This is a genomic window from Pseudomonas sp. Choline-02u-1 (genome assembly GCF_002836515.1).
Taxonomy (GTDB): Bacteria; Pseudomonadota; Gammaproteobacteria; order Pseudomonadales; family Pseudomonadaceae; genus Aquipseudomonas.
The window spans coordinates 361762-383132 of sequence record NZ_PJBC01000013.1 but is presented as its reverse complement, the minus strand read 5'-3'; the positions used below and the strand labels follow the sequence as shown (position 1 = coordinate 383132).

At 60.9% G+C, this 21371-nt stretch carries 22 protein-coding genes; 1 reads left to right on the top strand and 21 read right to left on the bottom strand.

What is annotated here, in order from left to right; all coding sequences use genetic code 11:
* Position 1: 1 nt before the first annotated feature.
* From CXF97_RS11895 to flhA, 9 genes are all read right to left on the bottom strand, one after another.
* Positions 2-742 carry a flagellar motor protein gene (locus CXF97_RS11895; RefSeq protein WP_039763601.1) on the bottom strand — a complete coding sequence of 247 codons (741 nt, stop codon included), beginning with the start codon at positions 740-742 and terminating at the stop codon, positions 2-4.
* Positions 742-1878, bottom strand: a complete 1137-nt coding sequence (locus tag CXF97_RS11890) for a chemotaxis response regulator protein-glutamate methylesterase (RefSeq protein WP_101158654.1) — start codon at positions 1876-1878, stop codon at positions 742-744. Before CXF97_RS11890 ends, CXF97_RS11895 begins: the two co-directional genes overlap by 1 nt.
* Positions 1879-1927: 49 nt before the next feature.
* A complete protein-coding gene (locus tag CXF97_RS11885) occupies positions 1928-4198 on the bottom strand; it encodes a chemotaxis protein CheA (protein WP_101158653.1) in 2271 nt (756 codons plus the stop codon).
* 37 nt (positions 4199-4235) lie between these two features.
* Positions 4236-5024: a protein phosphatase CheZ gene (locus tag CXF97_RS11880; RefSeq protein ID WP_016771058.1), complete on the bottom strand. Its 789-nt coding sequence runs from the start codon at positions 5022-5024 to the stop codon at positions 4236-4238.
* Between the two features lie 18 nt (positions 5025-5042).
* Entirely contained in the window at positions 5043-5414 is a 372-nt protein-coding gene (locus CXF97_RS11875; protein ID WP_024012118.1) for a chemotaxis response regulator CheY, read from the bottom strand.
* Between the two features lie 167 nt (positions 5415-5581).
* Positions 5582-6322: an RNA polymerase sigma factor FliA gene (gene fliA, locus CXF97_RS11870; RefSeq protein ID WP_016771059.1), complete on the bottom strand. Its 741-nt coding sequence runs from the start codon at positions 6320-6322 to the stop codon at positions 5582-5584.
* Positions 6319-7149 (bottom strand): flagellar synthesis regulator FleN, encoded by an 831-nt coding sequence (fleN, locus tag CXF97_RS11865; RefSeq protein ID WP_016771060.1) that lies wholly within the window; start codon positions 7147-7149, stop codon positions 6319-6321. The genes fliA and fleN overlap by 4 nt, the downstream gene beginning before the upstream one ends.
* A gap of 116 nt (positions 7150-7265) precedes the next feature.
* Positions 7266-8606 carry a flagellar biosynthesis protein FlhF gene (gene flhF, locus CXF97_RS11860; protein ID WP_101158652.1) on the bottom strand — a complete coding sequence of 447 codons (1341 nt, stop codon included), beginning with the start codon at positions 8604-8606 and terminating at the stop codon, positions 7266-7268.
* An 11-nt stretch (positions 8607-8617) separates the two neighbouring features.
* Positions 8618-10747 carry a flagellar biosynthesis protein FlhA gene (flhA, locus tag CXF97_RS11855; protein ID WP_101158651.1) on the bottom strand — a complete coding sequence of 710 codons (2130 nt, stop codon included), beginning with the start codon at positions 10745-10747 and terminating at the stop codon, positions 8618-8620.
* 542 nt (positions 10748-11289) lie between these two features.
* Between flhA and CXF97_RS11850 the strand changes: the two genes are divergently transcribed.
* Positions 11290-11649 carry a DUF6124 family protein gene (locus tag CXF97_RS11850; protein ID WP_101158650.1) on the top strand — a complete coding sequence of 120 codons (360 nt, stop codon included), beginning with the start codon at positions 11290-11292 and terminating at the stop codon, positions 11647-11649.
* Positions 11650-11752: 103 nt separating this feature from the next.
* On the opposite strand, the gene flhB is transcribed toward CXF97_RS11850, so the two are convergent.
* From flhB to CXF97_RS11790, 12 genes are all read right to left on the bottom strand, one after another.
* A complete protein-coding gene (gene flhB, locus CXF97_RS11845) occupies positions 11753-12892 on the bottom strand; it encodes a flagellar biosynthesis protein FlhB (RefSeq protein WP_101158649.1) in 1140 nt (379 codons plus the stop codon).
* A 3-nt stretch (positions 12893-12895) separates the two neighbouring features.
* Positions 12896-13681, bottom strand: coding sequence for a flagellar biosynthetic protein FliR (fliR, locus tag CXF97_RS11840; protein ID WP_101158648.1), 786 nt, complete (start codon positions 13679-13681; stop codon positions 12896-12898).
* A 3-nt stretch (positions 13682-13684) separates the two neighbouring features.
* Positions 13685-13954 (bottom strand): flagellar biosynthesis protein FliQ, encoded by a 270-nt coding sequence (gene fliQ, locus CXF97_RS11835; protein WP_101158647.1) that lies wholly within the window; start codon positions 13952-13954, stop codon positions 13685-13687.
* Entirely contained in the window at positions 13951-14709 is a 759-nt protein-coding gene (gene fliP, locus CXF97_RS11830) for a flagellar type III secretion system pore protein FliP (RefSeq protein ID WP_101158646.1), read from the bottom strand. Before fliP ends, fliQ begins: the two co-directional genes overlap by 4 nt.
* Positions 14709-15161 carry a flagellar biosynthetic protein FliO gene (gene fliO / locus CXF97_RS11825; RefSeq protein WP_101158645.1) on the bottom strand — a complete coding sequence of 151 codons (453 nt, stop codon included), beginning with the start codon at positions 15159-15161 and terminating at the stop codon, positions 14709-14711. Before fliO ends, fliP begins: the two co-directional genes overlap by 1 nt.
* Positions 15162-15620 carry a flagellar motor switch protein FliN gene (fliN, locus tag CXF97_RS11820; protein ID WP_016771070.1) on the bottom strand — a complete coding sequence of 153 codons (459 nt, stop codon included), beginning with the start codon at positions 15618-15620 and terminating at the stop codon, positions 15162-15164. It abuts the gene before it with no gap.
* Positions 15621-15675: 55 nt separating this feature from the next.
* Positions 15676-16644 (bottom strand): flagellar motor switch protein FliM, encoded by a 969-nt coding sequence (fliM, locus tag CXF97_RS11815; protein ID WP_003222890.1) that lies wholly within the window; start codon positions 16642-16644, stop codon positions 15676-15678.
* A 9-nt stretch (positions 16645-16653) separates the two neighbouring features.
* Entirely contained in the window at positions 16654-17157 is a 504-nt protein-coding gene (fliL, locus tag CXF97_RS11810; RefSeq protein ID WP_101158644.1) for a flagellar basal body-associated protein FliL, read from the bottom strand.
* A 213-nt stretch (positions 17158-17370) separates the two neighbouring features.
* On the bottom strand, positions 17371-18735 hold the full coding sequence (locus CXF97_RS11805) for a flagellar hook-length control protein FliK (protein ID WP_101158643.1): 1365 nt from the start codon (positions 18733-18735) through the stop codon (positions 17371-17373).
* Between the two features lie 105 nt (positions 18736-18840).
* Positions 18841-19188: an Hpt domain-containing protein gene (locus tag CXF97_RS11800; RefSeq protein WP_101158642.1), complete on the bottom strand. Its 348-nt coding sequence runs from the start codon at positions 19186-19188 to the stop codon at positions 18841-18843.
* A gap of 30 nt (positions 19189-19218) precedes the next feature.
* On the bottom strand, positions 19219-20922 hold the full coding sequence (locus CXF97_RS11795; protein WP_101158641.1) for a fused response regulator/phosphatase: 1704 nt from the start codon (positions 20920-20922) through the stop codon (positions 19219-19221).
* A 5-nt stretch (positions 20923-20927) separates the two neighbouring features.
* Positions 20928-21233 carry an STAS domain-containing protein gene (locus tag CXF97_RS11790; RefSeq protein ID WP_101158640.1) on the bottom strand — a complete coding sequence of 102 codons (306 nt, stop codon included), beginning with the start codon at positions 21231-21233 and terminating at the stop codon, positions 20928-20930.
* Positions 21234-21371: the final 138 nt, after the last annotated feature.

Below are 21371 nucleotides of genomic sequence, written 5' to 3'. Positions count from 1 at the left end.
ATCAATCCATGAAGCCCTGAAGCTTCAGCTCGATAGAGCGCGGGTTTTCACCTTCGGCGATCGACAGGATTCCTTCCAGCAACATTTCGCGATAACGCGACTGCCGCAACGCGATGGACTTGAGCTTGGCCGCGACCGGCAAGAGGATCAGGTTGGCACTGGCCACGCCGTAGATGGTCGCAACGAACGCCACAGCGATGCCGTTACCCAGTTGCGACGGATCGGCGAGGTTGCCCATCACGTGAATCAGGCCCATCACTGCACCGATGATGCCGATGGTTGGCGCGTACCCGCCCATGCTTTCAAAAACTTTGGCCGCTTCGATATCACGGGATTCCTGAGTGTAGAAATCCACTTCGAGAATGCTGCGAATCGCTTCCGGCTCGGCGCCGTCGACCAGCAGTTGCAGGCCCTTGCGCGAGTAGCTGTCGGGTTCGGCGTCGGCCACGCCTTCAAGACCGAGCAGGCCTTCCTTGCGTGCCGTCAGGCTCCAATTGACCACGCGGTCGATGCCGCCGGCGAGGTCGACACGCGGCGGGAAGAAGATCCACGCCAGAATCTGCATGGCGCGCTTGAACGCGCTCATCGGCGATTGCAGCAGCGCAGCACCGACCGTGCCGCCCAGCACGATCAACGCCGCCGGGCCGTTGGCCAGTGCGCCGAGGTGACCGCCTTCAAGGTAGTTGCCGCCGATGATGGCGACGAACGCCATGATGAGTCCGATAAGGCTGAGAACATCCATCAGATACACGCCTCGACGATATGCTTGCCGATATCGTCCAGACCGTACACCGCGTCAGCCAGATCGGCTTTGACGATGGCCATCGGCATACCGTAGATCACGCAACTGGCCTCGTCCTGCGCCCACACCGAACTGCCGCCCTGCTTGAGCAGACGCGCACCTTCGCGACCGTCGGCGCCCATGCCGGTGAGAACCACTGCCAGCACTTTGTCGCCGTAGGATTTCGCCGCCGAGCCAAACGTGATGTCAACGCACGGCTTGTAATTCAGACGCTCGTCACCCGGCAAAATCTTCACCGCGCCACGGCCGTCGATCATCATCTGCTTGCCACCCGGCGCCAGCAGCGCCAGGCCTGGACGCAGGATGTCGCCATCCTCGGCTTCCTTGACGCTGATGCGGCAGAGCTTGTCGAGGCGCTCGGCAAACGCTTTGGTGAACGCCGCCGGCATGTGCTGAATGAGCACGATCGGCGCCGGGAAGTTCGCCGGCAATTGGGTCAGTACACGCTGCAGCGCAACCGGGCCGCCCGTCGAAGTACCGATGGCAACCAGTTTGTAGGCTTTGCGTTTCGGGGCTGACGACGAAGCGCTGGCAGCCGATGCGCGAGCAGGTGCTGGCGCAGGCGCCGGACGCGCCGGGACAGAGTTGCTCTGGCTACCGTAGCTCGACGCTGCCGGGGCAGGCGTCGGTGCTGGCGCGGCGGCAGGAGCCGGCGCGCTGTAGGCGCTGAAACGACGATTGCTGCGCGAGATGCTGTGGACTTTCTCGCACAGCAGTTGCTTGACCTTCTCGGGGTTGCGCGAGATGTCTTCGAAATTCTTCGGCAGGAAATCCACCGCGCCGGCGTCCAGCGCATCGAGGGTCACCCGCGCGCCTTCGTGCGTCAGCGAGGAGAACATCAACACCGGGGTCGGGCAGCGCTGCATGATGTGCCGCACTGCCGTGATGCCGTCCATCATTGGCATCTCGTAGTCCATGGTGATCACGTCAGGCTTGAGGGCCATGGCCTGATCGATCGCCTCTTTACCGTTGGTGGCCGTGCCGACCACCTGGATGCTCGGATCCGCCGAAAGAATTTCCGAGACGCGGCGGCGGAAAAAACCCGAATCGTCCACCACCAGGACTTTGACTGCCATAAACACTCCATTAGGTGCAGCGGCGCGTCATCGCGCCGCCGTCCCGGATTCAAATACGCTTTGTGGCGTAACGCTTGAGCATGCTTGGAACATCGAGAATCAGCGCAATGCGGCCGTCACCGGTGATGGTGGCGCCGGACATGCCCGGAGTGCCCTGGAGCATTTTGCCCAATGGCTTGATGACCACTTCTTCCTGGCCCACCAGTTGATCGACGACAAAGCCGATCCGCTGAGTGCCCACCGAAAGAATCACCACATGGCCTTCGCGCTGCTCTTCGTGAGCGGCGGAGCTGACCAGCCAGCGCTTGAGGTAGAACAATGGCAGCGCCTTGTCGCGCACGATCACCACTTCCTGACCGTCGACGACATTGGTGGTCGACAGGTCGAGGTGGAAGATTTCGTTGACGTTGACCAGCGGGAACGCGAACGCCTGATTGCCGAGCATGACCATCAGCGTCGGCATGATCGCCAGCGTCAACGGCACCTTGATGACAATCTTCGAGCCCTGGCCCTTGGTCGAGTAGATGTTGATCGATCCGTTGAGCTGGGAAATCTTGGTCTTCACCACGTCCATGCCGACACCACGGCCGGACACGTCGGAGATCTCGGTCTTGGTCGAGAAACCCGGAGCGAAAATCAGGTTGTAGCACTCGGTATCGCTCAGGCGATCGGCCGCGTCCTTGTCCATCACACCGCGTTTTACCGCGATCGAACGCAGGACATTCGGGTCCATACCTTTGCCGTCATCGGAGATCGACAGCAGGATATGGTCACCTTCCTGCTCGGCCGCCAGCACCACGCGACCGCCACGGGCCTTGCCCGACGCTTCGCGTTCTTCCGGCGACTCGATGCCGTGGTCGACGGCGTTGCGCACCAAGTGGACCAGCGGGTCGGCCAGGGCCTCGACAAGGTTTTTGTCGAGGTCGGTTTCTTCACCCACCAGTTCCAGGTTGATCTCTTTCTTGAGCTGCCGCGCGAGGTCGCGAACCAGACGCGGGAAGCGCCCGAAGACCTTCTTGATCGGCTGCATCCGCGTTTTCATCACGGCGGTCTGCAAGTCAGCGGTGACCACGTCGAGGTTCGACACGGCTTTGGACATGGCTTCGTCGCCGCTGTTGAGGCCCAGGCGCACCAGACGGTTACGCACCAGCACCAGCTCGCCGACCATGTTCATGATCTCGTCGAGCCGCGCGGTATCGACGCGCACGGTGGTTTCTGCTTCGCTGGCCGGTTTTTCTGCCGGGGCAGAAGCTGGCGCACGGGCCGGCGCCGGTGCAGCAGCGGCGGCCGGTTTCGGCGTCTCGGCTTTCGGCTCAGGCTTGGCCGCAGGTTTCGGCGCAGCAGCGGCAGCCGGAGCTTTCGCCGTTGGCGTGGCGACGCTCGACGCAGAGCCGGCAGTCGCAGCGCTGGCGTCAAACTTGCCTTTGCCGTGCAATTCGTCGAGCAGCGATTCGAATTCGTGATCGCTGATCAGGTCGCTACCGGCGGCAGCGGCTGCCGGTGCAGCAGGTGCTGCCGGTGCCGAAGCGATGGCCGACTCCAGCGCGTCAACGGCGAAGTTGCCCTTGCCGTGCAGCTGATCGAGCAAGGCTTCGAATTCGTCGTCGGTGATGTCCGAGCTGTCGCCTGCAGCAGGCGCGGCCGGCGCTGCTGGTGCCGCCGCAGCGACCGCATCCACCGCAAACTGGCCCTTGCCGTGCAGTTGATCGAGCAGCGATTCAAATTCGGCGTCGCTGATTTCATCGCTGGCCGCCGTGTCGGCAACCGGCGCGGGCGCCACAGCAGCGGCCGGAGCCTCGGCCTGGGCCTTCACGGCATTGAGCGAGTCCAGCAGTTGTTCGAATTCGTTATCGGTGATGTCGTCCGACGCGCTTTCGGCAACCGGCTCTTCGACCACTTCCACCGGTGCGGCCACGGCCTCGTCAGCCGATTGCGGCTCGGCCAGACGCGCCAGCGCGGCCAGCAGCTCCGGCGTGGCGGCAGTGATCGGTGCACGTTCGCGGACTTCGCTGAACATGCTGTTCACCGCGTCCAGCGCTTCGAGCACAACGTCCATCAGTTCTGCATCAACGCGACGCTCACCCTTGCGCAGGATGTCGAACACGTTTTCGGCGATGTGACAGCACTCCACCAGCTCATTGAGCTGAAGGAAGCCGGCGCCCCCTTTTACAGTGTGGAAACCGCGAAAAATTGCATTGAGCAGATCTGCATCATCCGGGCGGCTTTCCAGCTCGACCAGTTGTTCGGACAGTTGCTCAAGAATCTCGCCGGCCTCAACCAGGAAATCCTGAAGGATCTCTTCATCGGCGCCGAAGCTCATTAATGGGGTGCTCCTAACAGGTCTAAAAACCTAAACTTCAAAATCCAAGGCTGGATAGCAAATCGTCCACATCGTCCTGACCGGACACAACGTCTTCTCGTTTATCGGCATGAATCTGCGGACCTTCACCCTGCGAGAGATGTTTTTGTGGATCTTTTTCAGCAAGCATTGCGGCGCGGTCATGTTCGATGCCCGCAAAGCGGTCGACCTGACTGGCCATGAGCACGAGTTTGAGCAGATTGCTTTCGACTTCGGTGACCAGTTGGGTCACGCGCTTGATCACTTGACCTGTGAGGTCCTGATAATCCTGAGCCAGCAGAATGTCGTTGAGGTTGCTCGACACCGCACGGTTGTCCGTGCTGCTGCGTGACAGAAAACCGTCGACCCGGCGCGCCAGTTCGCGGAACTCTTCAGCCCCGACCTCGCGACGCATGAAGCGGCCCCAATCGGCGCTCAAGGTCTGCGCTTCATCAGCCAGACTGTTGACCACCGGCGTGGCGCTTTCCACCAGATCCATGGTGCGGTTGGCCGCGGCTTCCGTCAGCTTGACCACATAACCCAGGCGTTCGGTGGCGTCGGTGATTTGCGACACCTCCTCGGCTTGCGGCATGTGCGGATCGATCTGGAAATTGACGATCGCACTGTGCAGTTCACGTGTCAGCTTGCCCACTTCCTGATACAGGCCGCGGTCACGGGTCTGATTGAGCTCATGGATCAGTTGCACCGCGTCGCCGAACTTGCCTTTTTCAAGGCTCTCGACCAGTTCGACCGCGTGTTTTTTCAGGGTCGATTCAAAATCGCCCTGGGATGATTCGTTATGCTCCATAGCTCCCCCGCGCATTCATCAGCCGATGCGTTCGAAAATCTTCTCGATTTTGTCTTTCAACGCTTGAGCCGTGAAAGGTTTGACCACGTAACCGTTCACGCCGGCCTGAGCGGCCTCGATGATCTGCTCGCGCTTGGCTTCAGCAGTCACCATCAACACCGGGAGGTGCTTGAGTTTTTCATCGGCGCGCACGTGACGCAGCAGGTCGATACCGGTCATGCCCGGCATGTTCCAGTCCGTTACCAGAAAGTCGATGCTGCCGCTGTTGAGCACCGGAATGGCAGTGGTGCCATCGTCGGCCTCGACGGTGTTGGTGAACCCAAGATCGCGCAGCAGGTTCTTGATGATCCGCCGCATCGTTGAGAAGTCATCAACGATGAGGATTTTCATGTCTTTGTTCAATTCGACCTCCAAGCAGTCTTAAACGCGCCCAGCACCTGGACACGCCACTTCAATCAATCGGCATAGCACTCGAAGTTTGTCTGGAGCACAACGGATCGAGACCGGCGCCGTTCATCACCGCACCAGCCTCGTTTCGCAGTGTCCCCACACTGCCTTCAGCGCGCTCGCCACTCCCCCAAACGCCCCCGCAAACGGGCCGCGCACTGGCTGTGTAACTGGCTGACCCGCGATTCACTGACGCCAAGGACTTCACCGATTTCCTTGAGGTTCAGCTCTTCGTCGTAGTACAGCGCCAACACCAGTCGCTCACGCTCCGGCAAATTGGCAATCGCGTCCGCCAGCGCCGCCTGGAAGCGTTCATCTTCCAGATCGCGTGACGGCTCCATATGAGCACTGGCGCCATCCTCGTGCAGCCCTTCGTGTTCGCCGTCCTGCAACAGGTCGTCGAAACTGAACAAGCGACTGCCCAGGGTGTCATTCAGAATCCCGTAGTAATCGTCGAGACTCAATTGGAGTTCGGCCGCAACCTCGTGATCTTTAGCGTCACGACCGGTTTTAGCTTCAATCGAGCGAATCGCGTCGCTGACCATCCTGGTATTACGGTGAACCGAGCGTGGCGCCCAGTCCCCTTTGCGCACTTCGTCGAGCATCGCGCCGCGGATTCGAATGCCCGCGTACGTTTCGAAACTGGCGCCTTTGCTGGCGTCGTATTTGGTCGAGACTTCGAGCAGACCGATCATCCCAGCCTGGATCAGGTCCTCGACCTGCACACTGGCCGGCAGGCGTGCCAGCAAGTGATAGGCAATGCGCTTGACCAGTGGCGCGTAACGCTCGATCAATTCGTATTGCGCGTCACGCGCCGACTTTTTGTAAAGATTCATGCCACTGGCGGTCATATCACAGGCCCTGCGGTTTGCTGCACGAGACGCTCGACGAAAAATTCCAGATGACCGCGCGGGTTCGCCGGCAGCGGCCAGGTGTCGACCTTCTGGGCGATAGCCTTGAAGGCCAGCGCGCACTTGGAACGGGGAAAGGCTTCGTAGACGGCGCGCTGCTTCTGCACCGCTTTGCGCACGCTTTCGTCGTATGGCACGGCGCCGACGTATTGTAGAGCGACGTCGAGAAAACGATCCGTGACCTTGGTCAACTTGGCGAACAGGTTGCGCCCTTCCTGCGGGCTCTGTGCCATGTTGGCCAGCACGCGGAAGCGGTTCATGCCGTAGTCGCGGTTGAGCAACTTGATCAGCGCGTAAGCGTCGGTGATCGAAGTTGGCTCGTCGCAGACCACCAGCAACACCTCTTGCGCTGCGCGCACGAAACTGACTACCGAGTCACCAATACCCGCAGCGGTGTCGATCACCAGCACGTCGAGATTGTCGCCGATGTCACTGAACGCCTGGATCAGGCCGGCGTGTTGCGCCGGGCTCAGGTGCACCATGCTCTGCGTGCCGGAGGCCGCCGGCACGATGCGAATCCCGCCCGGGCCCTGCAACAGCACGTCGCGCAGTTCGCAGCGGCCTTCGATCACGTCGGCCAGCGTGCGTTTGGGGGTCAGCCCCAGCAGAACGTCGACGTTCGCCAGACCGAGGTCGGCGTCCAGCAGCATGACCCGACGGCCAAGCTCTGCCAGCGCCAGCGACAAGTTCACTGACACGTTAGTCTTGCCGACGCCACCTTTGCCGCCGGTCACCGCGATCACCTGTACGGGATGCATGCTGCCCATGTTATTTCTTTACCTTGTCTTGCATAGACGGAGGCCACATTACTGGCTGCGCGTTCCCGATGGGAACAATGCGTGGCAGACCATCGATGTAGGTACAAAAACTGTTCATGAATACCTCAGCCAACCTGCTTGGTCGGGCTGTGATAGATATCAGCGAACATGTCAGCCATGGCTTCTTCGCTGGGTTCTTCCTGCATTTGCACGCTGACGGCGCGGCTGACCAGTTGATGACGGCGCGGCAGATGCAGATCATCCGGAATCCGTGGGCCATCGGTCAGGTACGCGACCGGCAATTCATGACTGATCGCCAGGCTCAACACTTCGCCGAGACTGGCCGTCTCATCCAGTTTAGTCAGGATGCAGCCGGCTAGCCCGCAACGCTTGTAACTATGATAAGCGGCGGTTAGAACCTGTTTCTGGCTGGTGGTTGCCAGGACCAGATAATTTTTAGAGCGGATGCCACGCCCGGCCAGGCTCTCAAGCTGCATGCGCAACGCCGGATCACTGGCCTGCAGCCCGGCAGTATCGATCAAAACCACGCGCTTGCGTAGCAGTGGATCCAATGCCTGTACCAGCGACTGACCCGGATCGACGTGCGTGACTGGCACGTTGAGGATGCGACCGAGGGTTTTCAGTTGTTCCTGCGCGCCGATGCGGAAGCTGTCCATGCTCACCAGCGCGACGTTCTGCGCGCCGTACTTGAGCACGTAACGCGCGGCAAGCTTGGCCAGCGTCGTGGTCTTGCCCATGCCGGCCGGGCCGACCATGGCAATCACACCGCCCTCTTCCAGCGGCTCGACTTCCGGCACGGCAATCATCCGCGCCAGGTGAGCGAGCAGCATGCGCCAGGCCTGACGCGGCTCTTCGATATCGGTAACCAGTGCCAACAGATCGCGCGACAGCGGGCCGGACAGGCCGATGCGCTGCAGACGGCGATAGAGATTGGCCTGGGCTGGGCGGCTGCCTTGCAACTGATTCCAGGCCAGCGTGCCGAGCTGCACTTCCATCAGCTCGCGCAGGCTGTTCAATTCAAAACGCATCGAGTCCAGCGCACGCGGATCGACACCGGCGGAGGCTTGTGCAGGGGCTGCGGCCGGACGCGCCGGCGCCGCGTGGGTCGGCTCGCTCAACGGCTCGGCAGCGGTCAGCGGCAGGCCTGCGGTCAATGGCAGCCCGGCGAACAACTGCTGATTGGTGTTGCCGTCGGCTTCGCCACGCAGGCTCAGCTCGGCCTGGGCAGTGACGATGCGCGACTGGGTCTTGCGCAGCTCGTCTTCGAGCTCCATGTTCGGAACCCGTGGCGCCAGCGCCGACAATTTGTAATCCAGTGCCGCCGTCAACTCGACGCCGCCGGCGATGCGGCGGTTGCCGATGATGGCGGCATCAGCGCCCAGCTCATCGCGAACCAGCTTCATGGCCTGACGCATATCGGCGGCGAAAAAACGCTTAACTTGCATAAACCACTACCTCAGCCGTTGGGCCCTACTGTCGCAACGATGGTCACTTGCTTGTTGTCCGGTACTTCCTGGTAGGCCAGCACATGCAGCCCTGGGACTGCGAGGCGACCAAAGCGCGAGAGCATCGCGCGAATCGGGCCTGCGACCAGCAGGATCACCGGTTGGCCTTGCATTTCCTGACGCTGGGCCGCTTCGATCAACGAACGTTGCAGCTTCTCGGCCATGCTCGGCTCCAGCAGAACGCCTTCTTCCGAGCCTTGTCCTGCCTTCTGCAGACTATTGAGCAATATCTGTTCCAACCTTGGTTCCAATGTGATTACAGGCAGCTCGGACTCAGTGCCTACAATGCTTTGGACGATGGCGCGCGATACGCCGACCCGCACAGCGGCGACCAGCGCGGCGGTATCTTGACTCTTGGCAGCGTTGTTCGCGATCGCTTCGGCGATGCTGCGGATGTCGCGCACCGGCACGTGCTCGGCGAGCAGCGCTTGCAGAACTTTGAGCAACTGCGACAGCGAAACCACGCCCGGCACCAGCTCTTCCGCCAGTTTCGGCGAGCTCTTGGCCAGCAATTGCATGAGTTGCTGCACTTCCTCGTGGCCGATCAGCTCACTGGAGTGCTTGTACAGAATCTGGTTCAAGTGGGTGGCGACCACGGTGCTCGCATCGACCACGGTGTAACCGAGCGATTGCGCCTGGGCGCGCTGGCTGATTTCGATCCACACCGCCTCCAGGCCGAAAGCCGGATCTTTGGCGTTGATACCGTTGAGCGAGCCGTAGACCTGACCGGGGTTGATCGCCAGTTCGCGGTCCGGATAGATCTCGGCCTCTGCCAGAATCACGCCCATCAGCGTCAGGCGATAAGCGCTCGGCGCCAGATCGAGGTTGTCGCGGATGTGCACAGTCGGCATCAGGAAGCCCAGATCCTGCGAGAGCTTCTTGCGCACGCCCTTGATCCGCGCCAGCAATTGCCCGCCCTGATTGCGATCCACCAGCGGAATCAGGCGATAGCCGACTTCCAGACCGATCATGTCGATCGGCGTGACGTCGTCCCAGCCCAGCTCTTTGGTTTCCATGGCGCGGGCCGGCGATGGCAGCAGTTCCTGCTGACGCTTGACCTCTTCCAGCGCCACGACCTTGGCAACGTTCTGCTTCTTCCAGAACAGGTACGCGCCGCCTGCGGCCAGCGCTGCCATGCTCAGGAAGGAGAAGTGCGGCATGCCCGGCACCAGGCCCATCACCGCCATCAAACCTGCAGCCACGGCCAGCGCTTTCGGCGAGGCGAACATCTGGCGGTTGATCTGTTTGCCCATATCTTCCGAGCCGGAGGCACGGGTCACCATGATCGCCGCCGCTGTCGATAACAACAGTGATGGCAATTGCGCCACCAAACCGTCACCGATGGTCAATAACGCGTAAACCTTGCCCGCATCGCCGAAGCTCATGCCGTGCTGGAAGATACCGACCGCCATACCGCCGATGAGGTTGATGAACAGAATCAGCAGGCCGGCGATGGCGTCACCACGGACGAACTTGCTGGCACCGTCCATCGAACCGTAGAACTCCGCCTCCTGGGCAACTTCCTGACGGCGCGACTTGGCCTGGTTCTGGTCGATCAGGCCGGCGTTGAGGTCGGCGTCGATGGCCATTTGTTTGCCGGGCATGGCATCGAGGGTGAAGCGCGCGCTCACCTCGGAAATCCGCCCGGCACCCTTGGTCACTACGACGAAGTTGATGATCATCAGAATCGCGAACACCACGATACCGACCACGTAGTTACCGCCGATCACCACCTCACCGAAGGCCTGGATCACCTTGCCGGCGGCTTCGTGGCCGTCCTGACCATTGAGCATTACCACCCGTGTGGAGGCCACGTTCAAGGCCAGGCGCAGGAGCGTCGCCACCAGCAGAATGGTCGGGAACACGGCAAAATCCAGCGGCCGCAGCGCATACACGCAGACCAGCAGGACGACGATGGACAGGGCAATGTTGAACGTAAAAAAGACGTCGAGCAGGAACGGCGGCACCGGCAACATCATCATGGCCAGCATGACCAGCAGCAACAACGGCACGCCCAGATTGCCTCGACTGAGGTCGGCAACGTTTGTGCGAGCAGTGTTGAGTAACTGAGAGCGATCCACCGGTTTTCCCCGTTCCTTTAAAGCAAACTTTTGACGCCCCGAGCGGGCGCAGGGCGGCTATTGCAAGAAGCTTTCCAACTTTTGCCCAAGCAGAAAAGATCGTCCGATCGCGGCCCGAGCCTTCGGCAGCTCCTACATGGATTTACGTCTCCTGTAGGAGCTGCCGAAGGCTGCGATCTTGTTTTAAACGACGAGTTTAAAAGACACCTGCAGACACGGTCTCAAGGCTACAAAACCTTGCGCCAATGCCTACAGCCAAGCCAGAATCCGCCGGCTTGTGCGCTTTGGGGTCGGATTCTATTGTGGTCCGGTCGCTGACGAATCAGCGATCGGGTTTAGCGACCCGGACCAACTCAGTGCATCAGCGATCGTGGCTTCGTTGCGGGATTTTTCGCCCGCAATAACGTTATGGCGGCTGTATGCGGGAGACCTTAGGGTCTACCGGGGTGCCTGAGACCGGTTCGCTAACCTGCGTACAGCTGCCACCTTCACCTGTTTAGCGACAGGAAAAAGAGTGGCTCCATAACCTCAGGAGCTTCACCATGATCAAACCAACACCCAACCCACCCGAAACCGACCCCACCTCTCCCTACGAATCCCTCGATTCAAAAAAACTCCACCAAGCCGCCGACCGCGCCCTCGACCACTACCTCTGCCCGCCCGGCTCGACCCCACCGCCCTACAGCCCCCGCGCCATGTACGCCGTCACCGCCGACACCAAAAACGAAGACCTGCTGGCCAACGCCTGCGAAACCCTCGCCTCAGCCAAAACCATCGCCCAGGAATTCGCCGGACTGGTGAAACCATCCCAGCGCCGAACCCTGATGGGGATTGCGCAGCTGATCATGCTCGGGGAATTGGCGGTGAATCGGGTGCTGGATAATCTGGAGTTGCCGCAGTAGGCCGGCCTAACGCTGATCATTCCCGCGCTCTGCGTGGGAATGATCACAAAAAAACCGCCACCCCATTCAATCGGGACGGCGGTTTTTGTGTCACATGGGAAGGTCAGGTATCCCGACGCAAATCCGGTGGAATCGGCAAATCATCCTTCAACGGATCCGGACGCTTGCCCTTGCCTGCCTGGTGTTGGCGGATCTGGTAGACGTAAGCCAACACCTGGGCCACCGCCAGATACAGGCCGCCGGGGATTTCCTGCTCAAGCTCGGTGGAGTAGTAAATCGAGCGCGCCAGCGCCGGGGATTCCAGCAGCATGACGTTGTTGGCCACGGCGATCTCACGGATTTTCAGGGCGATGAAGTCGCTACCCTTGGCCAGCAGCACCGGTGCGCCGCCCTTCTCCGAGTCGTACTTGAGCGCGACGGCGTAGTGGGTCGGGTTGGTGATGACCACGTCGGCTTCAGGAATCGCCGCCATCATGCGCCGCTGCGACATTTCACGCTGGGTCTGACGGATGCGCTGCTTGACCTCCGGTCGGCCTTCCTGATCCTTGTGTTCGTCGCGCACTTCCTGCTTGGTCATCAGCAGTTTCTTGTGCGCTTCCCAGAGCTGCACCGGCACGTCGACGGCGGCGATGATGATCAGACCGCAGGCCAGCCACAGCGTGCTCCAGCCGACCAGCAGCACGCTGTGGATAATCGCCTGATCCAGCGGCTCATGAGCGATGCGCAACAAGTCATCGACGTCGGCCGACAGCACCAGCAGCGCCACACCGAGAGTGATCAGGAACTTGGCCAGTGCCTTGAGCAGTTCGACCACGGCCTTGAACGAGAACATCCGTTTCAGGCCGGCCGCTGGATTCATCCGGCTGAACTTGGGCGCCAGCGAGCCGGCCGCGAACAGCCAGCCGCCCAGAGAGATCGGCCCGATGATCGCGGCAAGCAACAGGGTGATCATCACCGGCTGAATCGCCAGCAAGGCGATCAGCCCCGACTCCAGCAAAAACCGGCCCATGGCGCCCTGATCCATCACCACTTCGCGGGACAGGGTGAAATTCAGGCGCATCACGTCCAGCAGTTCCTGCGCGAGCATGCCACCGAAAATCAGCAGCGCAGCGGCACCGGCCATCATCACGGCGAGAGTATTGAGCTCTTTCGAACGGGCGATTTCACCCTTCTCACGGGAGTCCTTTTTGCGTTTCTCCGTGGGGTCTTCTGTTTTGTCCTGACCGCTCTCGCTTTCTGCCATGACTCAGCGCGCCCGTGCCAGTTCGCGTAGCAACTGCAAGGCCTCGCTGGCCAGCGGTTGATACTGGTTGAGAATGTCCGCCAGCCCCACCCAGATGATGAACAGGCCGAGCACCAGGGTCAGCGGAAAACCGATCGAGAAGATATTCAGTTGCGGTGCGGCGCGGGTCATCACACCGAAGGCGATGTTGACCACCAGCAATGCGGTGATCGCCGGCAAGACCAGCAGCAACGCCGCGCCGAGCACCCAGCCGAGCTTGCCGGCCAGCTCCCAGTAATGCTCAACCATCAGGCCGCCGCCGACCGGCAACGTGGTGAAGCTTTCGGTCAGGACTTCGAACACCACCAGGTGGCCATTCATGGAGAGGAACAGCAGGGTCACCAGCATGGTGAAGAACTGACCGATCACCGCCACCGAAACGCCGTTGGTAGGGTCGACCATCGAGGCGAAGCCCATGCCCATCTGCACCGCGACGATCTGCCCGGCGACAGCAAAGGCCTGGAAGAACAGTTGCAGGGAAAAGCCGAGCACCGCGCCGACCAGAATCTGCTCGCCAATCATCAGCAGGCCACTGAGGTCGAGGGGACTGACGGCAGGCATCGGCGGCAGCGCCGGGGTGATGACCACGGTGATCGCCACAGCGAAATACAGGCGCACGCGACGCGGGATCAGAGTGGTGCCGAAAATCGGCATGACCATCAGCATCGACGCTACGCGAAACAGCGGCAACATGAACGATGCCACCCAGGTACTGATCTGGGTGTCGGTCAGCTGAAGCAGCGATTGCATGGCTTAGCCGATGACCATCGGAATGTTTTTGTACAGCTGGATGATGTATTCCATGAACGTCTGCACGATCCACGGACCGCCGATGATCAGGGTTACCAGCATCACCAGAAGACGCGGCAGGAAGCTCAGCGTCTGTTCGTTGATCTGCGTGGCGGCCTGGAACATCGACACCAGCAGGCCGACCAGCAGGCTCGGCACCACCAGAATGGCGACCATCACGGTGGTCAGCCAAAGGGCTTCACGAAAGATATCGACCGCGACTTCCGGCGTCATGGCGAGACACCTCCAAAACTGCTGGCGAGGGTGCCGATGATCAGCGCCCAGCCATCGACCAGCACGAACAGCATGATCTTGAACGGCAGCGAAATGATCAGCGGCGAGAGCATCATCATACCCATGGCCATCAGCACGCTCGCGACGACAAGGTCGATGATCAGGAACGGAATGAAGATCATGAAGCCGATCTGGAAGGCGGTTTTAAGTTCCGAGGTAACGAACGCCGGGACCAGAATGGTCAGCGGTGCTTGATCCGGGGTGGCGATGTCGGTGCGCTTGGACAGGCGCATGAACAACTCAAGATCGCTGGTCCGGGTCTGGGCGAGCATGAAGTCCTTGATCGGCACCTGCGCTTTTTCCACCGCTTGCTGCGCGGTCAGGGTTTCAGCCAGATACGGTTGCAGCGCGTCGTTGTTCACCCGGTCGAACACCGGCGCCATGATGAACAGCGTCAGGAACAGCGCCATGCCGGTGAGGATCTGGTTCGACGGCGTCTGTTGCAGGCCGAGGGCCTGACGCAAGATCGAGAAGACGATGATGATCCGCGTGAAACTGGTCATCAGAATGACCGCCGCCGGAATAAAACTCAGCGCGGTCATGATCAGCAGGATCTGCAGACTGACCGAATATTCCTGCGCGCCGTCGGCATTGGTGCCCAGCGTGATCGCCGGAATCGACAACGGATCGGCGGCGAACGCCAGCGGCGCGGCCAGCAACAGGACCAGCGTCAAGACGATGCGGAGCGCACCCATTACTTCGTATCCTTTTGGTCCTTGCCGAGAATTTTCAGCAGATGCTGGGCAAATTCCGGCGTCGCTTTTTCGCTGGCCGTGGGGACTTCGACCGGCTCTTTGAGCACATGCAGCGCAGTGATGGTGCCAGGGCTGAGGCCGAGGAGAATCTGCTCGTTGCCGACCTGCACCAGCATCAACCGATCACGCGGGCCGAGCGCACGCGAACCGATCAACTCGATCACCTGCCCCTTGCCCGCCGGCCCCGCCTGCTGCACGCGGCGCAACAGCCAGGCGAGCAAGAAGATCAGGCCCAGCACCAACAGCAAGCCGAACACCAGTTGGGTCAACTGACCGGCCACGCCGCTGCTGACCATCGGCGCGGTGGCAGCAGGCGCAGCGGTGTTCGCGTTCGGCTCGGCGGCGAGGACGCTCAGCGGCAGTACCAGCAGAGCCCAGAGAAACCTTTTCACTCAGCGCAGCTTCTTGATGCGTTCGCTTGGGCTGATCACGTCGGTCAGGCGGATGCCGAACTTCTCGTTGACCACCACTACTTCGCCGTGGGCGATCAGAGTGCCGTTGACCAGCACGTCCAGCGGTTCGCCGGCCAGACGATCAAGCTCGATCACCGAACCCTGGTTGAGTTGCAGCAGGTTGCGAATGTTGATGTCGGTGCTGCCGACTTCCATGGAAATCGACACCGGAATATCGAGGATCACGTCCAGGTTCGGACCGTCGAGGGTCACTGGGTCGTTGTTCTTCGGCACGCTGCCAAACTCTTCCATTGGCAGACGGTTGGAGCTGGAAGTACCAGCGTCGGCAGCCAGCAGTGCATCGATGTCAGCCTGGCCGGCGTCACCGGTTTCTTCCAGGGCCGCAGCCCATTCATCGGCCAGTGCCTGATCGTCCTGCGCGTTCATATCGTCGTTCATCATGTGTCCTCGGCGGGCAACAATTCAGTTAAATGCGGGGGTGGAAAGCATCGCCTCAGCGACGCTCGATCGGCTCGATCACTTGCAACGCGAGGTTGCCTTTGTGCGAGCCCATCTTGACCTTGAAGGCCGGCACGCCGTTGGCGCGCATGATCATGTCTTCCGGCATCTCGACCGGGATCACATCGCCCGGTTGCATGTGCAGGATGTCGCGCAGCTTCAACTGGCGACGGGCCACGGTGGCACCGATCGGCACGTCGACATCGAGCACGTCCTGGCGCAGGGCGTTGACCCAGCGCTCGTCCTGATCGTCGAGATCGGACTGGAAACCGGCGTCGAGCATCTCGCGCACCGGCTCGATCATCGAGTACGGCATGGTCACGTGCAGATCGCCGCCACCGCCATCGAGTTCGATGTGGAAGGTGGAGACCACGATCGCTTCGCTCGGGCCGACGATGTTGGCCATGGCCGGGTTCACTTCCGAGTTGATGTACTCGAAGTTGACTTCCATGATCGCCTGCCAGGCTTCCTTCAGATCGACGAAGGCCTGCTCGAGCACCATGCGCACCACGCGCAGTTCGGTCGGGGTGAATTCACGCCCTTCGATCTTCGCGTGACGGCCGTCGCCGCCGAAAAAGTTGTCCACCAGCTTGAACACCAGTTTGGCGTCGAGGATGAACAGCGCGGTGCCGCGCAACGGCTTGATCTTGACCAGGTTGAGGCTGGTCGGCACGTACAGCGAGTGCACGTATTCGCCAAACTTCATCACCTGCACGCCACCGACGGCAACGTCCGCCGAGCGACGCAACATGTTGAACATGCTGATGCGGGTGTAGCGGGCGAAACGCTCGTTGATCATTTCCAGCGTCGGCATGCGTCCGCGGACGATGCGATCCTGGCTGGTCAGGTCGTAGCTTTTGACACTGCCGGGTTCGGCAGCATTATCGGTCTGTACCAGACCATCATCGACGCCATGCAGCAGCGCATCGATTTCATCCTGGGACAGCAGATCCTGCACGGCCATGTCGTGTTCCTACTGCAGTACGAAATTAGTGAAAAGCAACTGTTCGATGACCACTTTGCCCAGCTCTTTCTGCGCCACTTCCTGGACGCTGGCTGTGGCTTTCTGGCGCAACATCTCTTGCCCGACCGGGGTCGCCAGTGTGGCGAAATCCTGACCGGAGAAGAGCATCACCAGGTTGTTGCGGATAACCGGCATGTGCACTTTGAGCGCGTCCAGATCGGCTTGATTGCGCCCCAGCATGGTGATGCTCACCTGCATGTAGCGCTGACGGCCGTTCTGGTTGTAGTTGGCAACGAAGGCCGGCGCCATCGGCTCGAAAATCGCTGGCTGCTTGCCGACGGGCGCTGCATCGGCGGCCTCGGCAGGCTTGCTCTGCGCGCCATGCATGAAGAACCAGGTCGCCCCGACGGATGCACCAATGGCCACCAGCAACGCCAGCACGATCACGATGATCAGCTTGAGTTTGCCTTTGGTTGCGGGGTCTTTTACTGCTGCAGCTTCGCTCTTCGCCATGCCAATAATCCGTCACTAATCGGGGGTTTCACAGTCGCACGGCAAGGCAAGAGCAAGTGTTATGCCAGAAGTGTCCGGAGGATATTGGATGGCACCGCAAAACAACTGTGGGAGCGGGCTTGCTCGCGAATGCCGTGTGACAGACAACCTCAATGTTGAATGTGACGCCGCGTTCGCGAGCAAGCCCGCTCCCACACTGGGTTCTGCGTTACATCAGGCGTAATAGTCGACTGCGCTGGTGCCAATCACGCTTGTTGTTTGAGCGGCGACGTCGGCAATAGCAGCGGGTGCCAATTCTTCATCCGCCGCATCCAGACGCCCGCCCGCGGCGCTGGTGCGACCGCTCTGGCCCTGCTGCGCCTGCTCCTGCCCTTGCCCCTGCCAGCCACGGTTCTGGTCGGCGACGTTGACGTCGACCTGGCCCATGCCCTGCTGGTTGAACATGTCGCGCAGGCGATGCATCTGGCTGTCGAGCGCTTCACGCACGCTCGGGTGCGCGCTCATGAAGGTCACCTGGGTTTGCTGATCAGGGACCATGTTCACGCGGATATCCAGGCGCCCAAGCTCCGCCGGTTGCAACTGAATGTCGGCGGCTTTCAGGTTGGCGCTGGACAGGTACATGACGCGGTTGACCACTTCTTCGGTCCAGCCGCTCTGATGCATGGCGATCGGCTGATTCACCGGCAGCGCATTGGCGGTTTTTGGCGTGGCGGCTTGGGTCAGTGCTGCCAGTCGGTTGGCGAAGTCGTCGACGCGGGTGTCGCTGGTAGCCGATTTCAGATCCTTCAGGCCATCATCGATCAGCCCGCTAAAGGCCTTTTCGCCGCCCTGGCTGGTGCTGTCCTTGTCTGCCTGCACGTCCAGCATGCTGGCCATGCCGGCAGCGAAGTTCTGCGCCGCGGTGAGTTCGCCGTCGGCCTGAGCTTGCGCGGGAGTAGCCTTGGGCTGAGCCTGGCTGGCGGCGGAAATATGCCCGCCCTGCTCCATCGCCATGCGAACGGCTGGCAGCGAGTCAAGCGGGTCAGCCGAAGGATCGAAATCGCTGTCGGTTGCCGCCGGATCCTTGACCATGCCCGGCACCGCGGCCAAGGCAGGTGTTTCGGTTTCCGGCTGGGCTGGCGTTGCGACTACGGGGGCTGGCACAACAGGCGCTGCCACCAGTGGCTGGACGATTTGCGCCAAGGCCGGATCGAGCGTCGGGTCTGCCGGCGCGGCATCGGCCACAGGGGTTTGTACTGTTTCAGTGGCGTCATCGTCTGCGGCATTCGCGTCTTCGCTCGCCGCCGGTTTTTCGGCAGGCAACGCTTTGCCGCTATCGGCAACCGCTGGCTCAGGCGCGGCAGACTGATCTTTGCCGACGTCCTTTTTGTTGCTGCCGTCTGCGACCTTGTCGCGTGCCGGTTTGACTGAATTGTCAGCACTCACGGCAGGCTTGGCCGGCGCCTGATCGGCGAATACTTTAGCGAAGCTGGAAGCCTTGTCCCCGGCATCTGCGGCCATTGCCGACGATTTGGCAGAGGCTGCTTGCGCCTTGGCCTGAGCGGCGGTCTGAAGAAGAATGTTAGGGGTCGCAGGCATGACACGGTCTCCGCTGCACTGGGATCGTAGGTACAGTTGAGCAAAATGACTGCAAGTGCCGGGCCAGTTTGGCCAGACACCTGCGAAAAGCGCCGGACGACGGATTCAGTGGGTGTGGACGTGGTGCTTTTCGTTTTCGTACACCGGGCGTACGTCGACGAATTCAGAATGGATGTCGGCAACCAGTTGCGCGAGCGCTTCCGGACTTTTGTCCTTAGCGTTCGACTCCAGATCCTGGCACAACGCTGCCAGCCGGATGGCGCCCATGTTGCTGGCGCTGCCCTTGAAGCTGTGGGCGACATCAGACAACGCTTTGGCGCTGGTGCTGTCCTGCAATTCGTGCAGGCGGCTTTCCGAATCTGCCAGAAAAGTCTCCAGCAATTCCGGATAGCCGTCCTCCATCACCTCGCGCAAGGTGTCGAGGACATCGCGATCTACATGTGGGTCAGTCACTTGCTCACTCCTTGATCAAGAATGGGCGGATTATGCCCCAATCTCCCAGAAAAACTCCACGCTGGCACTACGACCTTGGTCCGACCAACTGGCATTGCGCCCTAACTGCCGGACCAGACTGATGCCACGGCCCGACAAGCGGACGTTATCCACGGGCCGCTCCATGACCCGCGCGACATCGAAGCCCTCGCCACTGTCCTCGACCCGGATCACCAGGCGTCCACCCTCACTTTGCGGTTTCACCTGTAGATGCACGCGCACGAAGCCGTCCTGCAGCGCCTCCAGCCGCGCCGCGCGCATTTCATAATAACGGGCAAACCCAGTGGCATCGCGCTTGAGGCTGGAATCCAGCCCGAGTACGCCATGCTCCAGCGCGTTGGAATACAACTCGGCGAGCACGCTATAAAGCGCCCCGCTTTGCGCGCGTAGGCCGTGTACCTCAAGCAGCAACTGCAACAGGAACGGCATCGGATTGAATCGCCTGAGCGTGGCACCGCGAAACTCAAAACTGGCCGACCAGTCCAGCGGGCACGACTGGCCGCTGTCGGAGTACACCGGCGCCGCGCCGTGCGCCTGCGCCGACTCCAGCAGGCTGACCTCGACCATGCTCACGTCATCCCGGGCCTGTCCGCGAAAATCGCGCAACGCCTGCTCGATATCCTCGAACAGCCGATCCGGCTCCCGGTTCGCCGCAAAGACCTGCTGCAGGCGCTCGACGCCGAACAATTGGTCATTGGCATCGCAGGTATCGATGACCCCGTCGGACAGCAGAAACACCCGATCATCAACAGCCATCGGGTACACATCCGTACGGTCATCGAAGGCCTGCGCACCGAGAATCCCCAGCGGCAGATGTCGCGCCGGCAAAGGCACCCGCTCGCCGCTGGCCATGCGGTGCAAGTATCCGTCGGGCATGCCGCCGTTCCACACTTCTACCGAGCGGCTCTGGAAACTCAAACAGAGCAACGTGGCGCAGCAGAACATGTCCACCGGCAGGATGCGCTTGAGCTTGGAGTTCATCTCGCGCAGGGTTTCCGCCAACCCGTAACCTTTGGCGGTCATGCCGTAGAACACTTCGGCCAGCGGCATGGCACCCACCGCCGCTGGCAAACCGTGGCCGGTGAAATCGCCGAGCATGACGTGCATGTCACCGGCCGGCGTGTACGCCGCGAGCAACAAGTCGCCGTTGAACAGTGCGTACGGCGATTGCAGGTAACGGATATTCGGCGCACTCAGGCAGCCCGAATGCGCAACCTTGTCGAACACCGCTTTGGCCACGCGTTGTTCGTTGAGCAGATAGTCGTGATGCCTGGCGATCAGGTCGCGCTGTTGCAGTACCGTCGCCTGCAGACGCCGCAAACGATCCATCGCCTTGATTTTGGCGGCGAGGATCACCTGGTTGTAAGGCTTCGCCAGAAAATCGTCGCCACCGGCCTCCAGACAACGGGCCAGCGCTTCGCTTTCGGTCAGCGAGGTGAGGAAGATGATCGGCACCAGCGCTTCACCTGCCAGCGCCTTGATCTGCCGCGCCGCCTCAAAGCCGTCCATCACCGGCATCAACGCATCCATCAGCACCAGATCGGGTTGCTGTTTTTTGAAGGTATCGACCGCTTCGGCACCGTTGGCCGCCGTCAGAACCTGATGGCCCTGACGACGGACGATGGTCGACAGCAGCAGCCGGTCGGCGGCGCTGTCTTCGGCAATAAGAACGGTGAGCGGCTCTTGCGCCTGCATGGGCGTCAACTGATGTCGAAGAGTTTGTCGAAGTTGGAAATCGCGAGGATTTTCTTCACATCGGAACTGCTGTTGACGACGCGGATATCCGACTCGTCGCCGCCGGCATGGTCACGCAGCAAGAGCAGCATGCCCAGCGCCGAGCTGTCGAGGTAAGTGGCCTCTTTGAGATCGACCACGATGGATTCGGGTTTGCGCGGGAGCCGCTCATACGACTCACGGAATTCTTGATGGCGGCCGAAATCGAACCGGCCTTTGACCGCGATGGTCAGCTTGTGACCATCCGGTGAAACTTCTGTAACGACTGACATTGACTGGCTTCCTTGTCATTGACGAACCTGTACAAGGTTTAGCAGCTGGATAGGGTTGGGGCAAGGCGCAACGGTGGAACAAGTGTGGGAGCGGGCTTGCTCGCGAATGCGGCGTGTCAGTCAATATTGCATCAACTG

What these genes read in the sequence shown, in the direction of transcription:
- CXF97_RS11895 (WP_039763601.1), bottom strand. Translation starts at nt 742, where the DNA reads ATGGATGTTCTCAGCCTTATCGGACTCATCATGGCGTTCGTCGCCATC.
- CXF97_RS11890 (WP_101158654.1), bottom strand. Translation starts at nt 1,878, where the DNA reads ATGGCAGTCAAAGTCCTGGTGGTGGACGATTCGGGTTTTTTCCGCCGC.
- CXF97_RS11885 (WP_101158653.1), bottom strand. Translation starts at nt 4,198, where the DNA reads ATGAGCTTCGGCGCCGATGAAGAGATCCTTCAGGATTTCCTGGTTGAG.
- CXF97_RS11880 (WP_016771058.1), bottom strand. Translation starts at nt 5,024, where the DNA reads ATGGAGCATAACGAATCATCCCAGGGCGATTTTGAATCGACCCTGAAA.
- CXF97_RS11875 (WP_024012118.1), bottom strand. Translation starts at nt 5,414, where the DNA reads ATGAAAATCCTCATCGTTGATGACTTCTCAACGATGCGGCGGATCATC.
- fliA (WP_016771059.1), bottom strand. Translation starts at nt 6,322, where the DNA reads ATGACCGCCAGTGGCATGAATCTTTACAAAAAGTCGGCGCGTGACGCG.
- fleN (WP_016771060.1), bottom strand. Translation starts at nt 7,149, where the DNA reads ATGGGCAGCATGCATCCCGTACAGGTGATCGCGGTGACCGGCGGCAAA.
- flhF (WP_101158652.1), bottom strand. Translation starts at nt 8,606, where the DNA reads ATGCAAGTTAAGCGTTTTTTCGCCGCCGATATGCGTCAGGCCATGAAG.
- CXF97_RS11850 (WP_101158650.1), top strand. Translation starts at nt 11,290, where the DNA reads ATGATCAAACCAACACCCAACCCACCCGAAACCGACCCCACCTCTCCC.
- flhB (WP_101158649.1), bottom strand. Translation starts at nt 12,892, where the DNA reads ATGGCAGAAAGCGAGAGCGGTCAGGACAAAACAGAAGACCCCACGGAG.
- fliR (WP_101158648.1), bottom strand. Translation starts at nt 13,681, where the DNA reads ATGCAATCGCTGCTTCAGCTGACCGACACCCAGATCAGTACCTGGGTG.
- fliQ (WP_101158647.1), bottom strand. Translation starts at nt 13,954, where the DNA reads ATGACGCCGGAAGTCGCGGTCGATATCTTTCGTGAAGCCCTTTGGCTG.
- fliP (WP_101158646.1), bottom strand. Translation starts at nt 14,709, where the DNA reads ATGGGTGCGCTCCGCATCGTCTTGACGCTGGTCCTGTTGCTGGCCGCG.
- fliN (WP_016771070.1), bottom strand. Translation starts at nt 15,620, where the DNA reads ATGAACGACGATATGAACGCGCAGGACGATCAGGCACTGGCCGATGAA.
- fliM (WP_003222890.1), bottom strand. Translation starts at nt 16,644, where the DNA reads ATGGCCGTGCAGGATCTGCTGTCCCAGGATGAAATCGATGCGCTGCTG.
- fliL (WP_101158644.1), bottom strand. Translation starts at nt 17,157, where the DNA reads ATGGCGAAGAGCGAAGCTGCAGCAGTAAAAGACCCCGCAACCAAAGGC.
- CXF97_RS11805 (WP_101158643.1), bottom strand. Translation starts at nt 18,735, where the DNA reads ATGCCTGCGACCCCTAACATTCTTCTTCAGACCGCCGCTCAGGCCAAG.
- CXF97_RS11795 (WP_101158641.1), bottom strand. Translation starts at nt 20,922, where the DNA reads ATGCAGGCGCAAGAGCCGCTCACCGTTCTTATTGCCGAAGACAGCGCC.
- CXF97_RS11790 (WP_101158640.1), bottom strand. Translation starts at nt 21,233, where the DNA reads ATGTCAGTCGTTACAGAAGTTTCACCGGATGGTCACAAGCTGACCATC.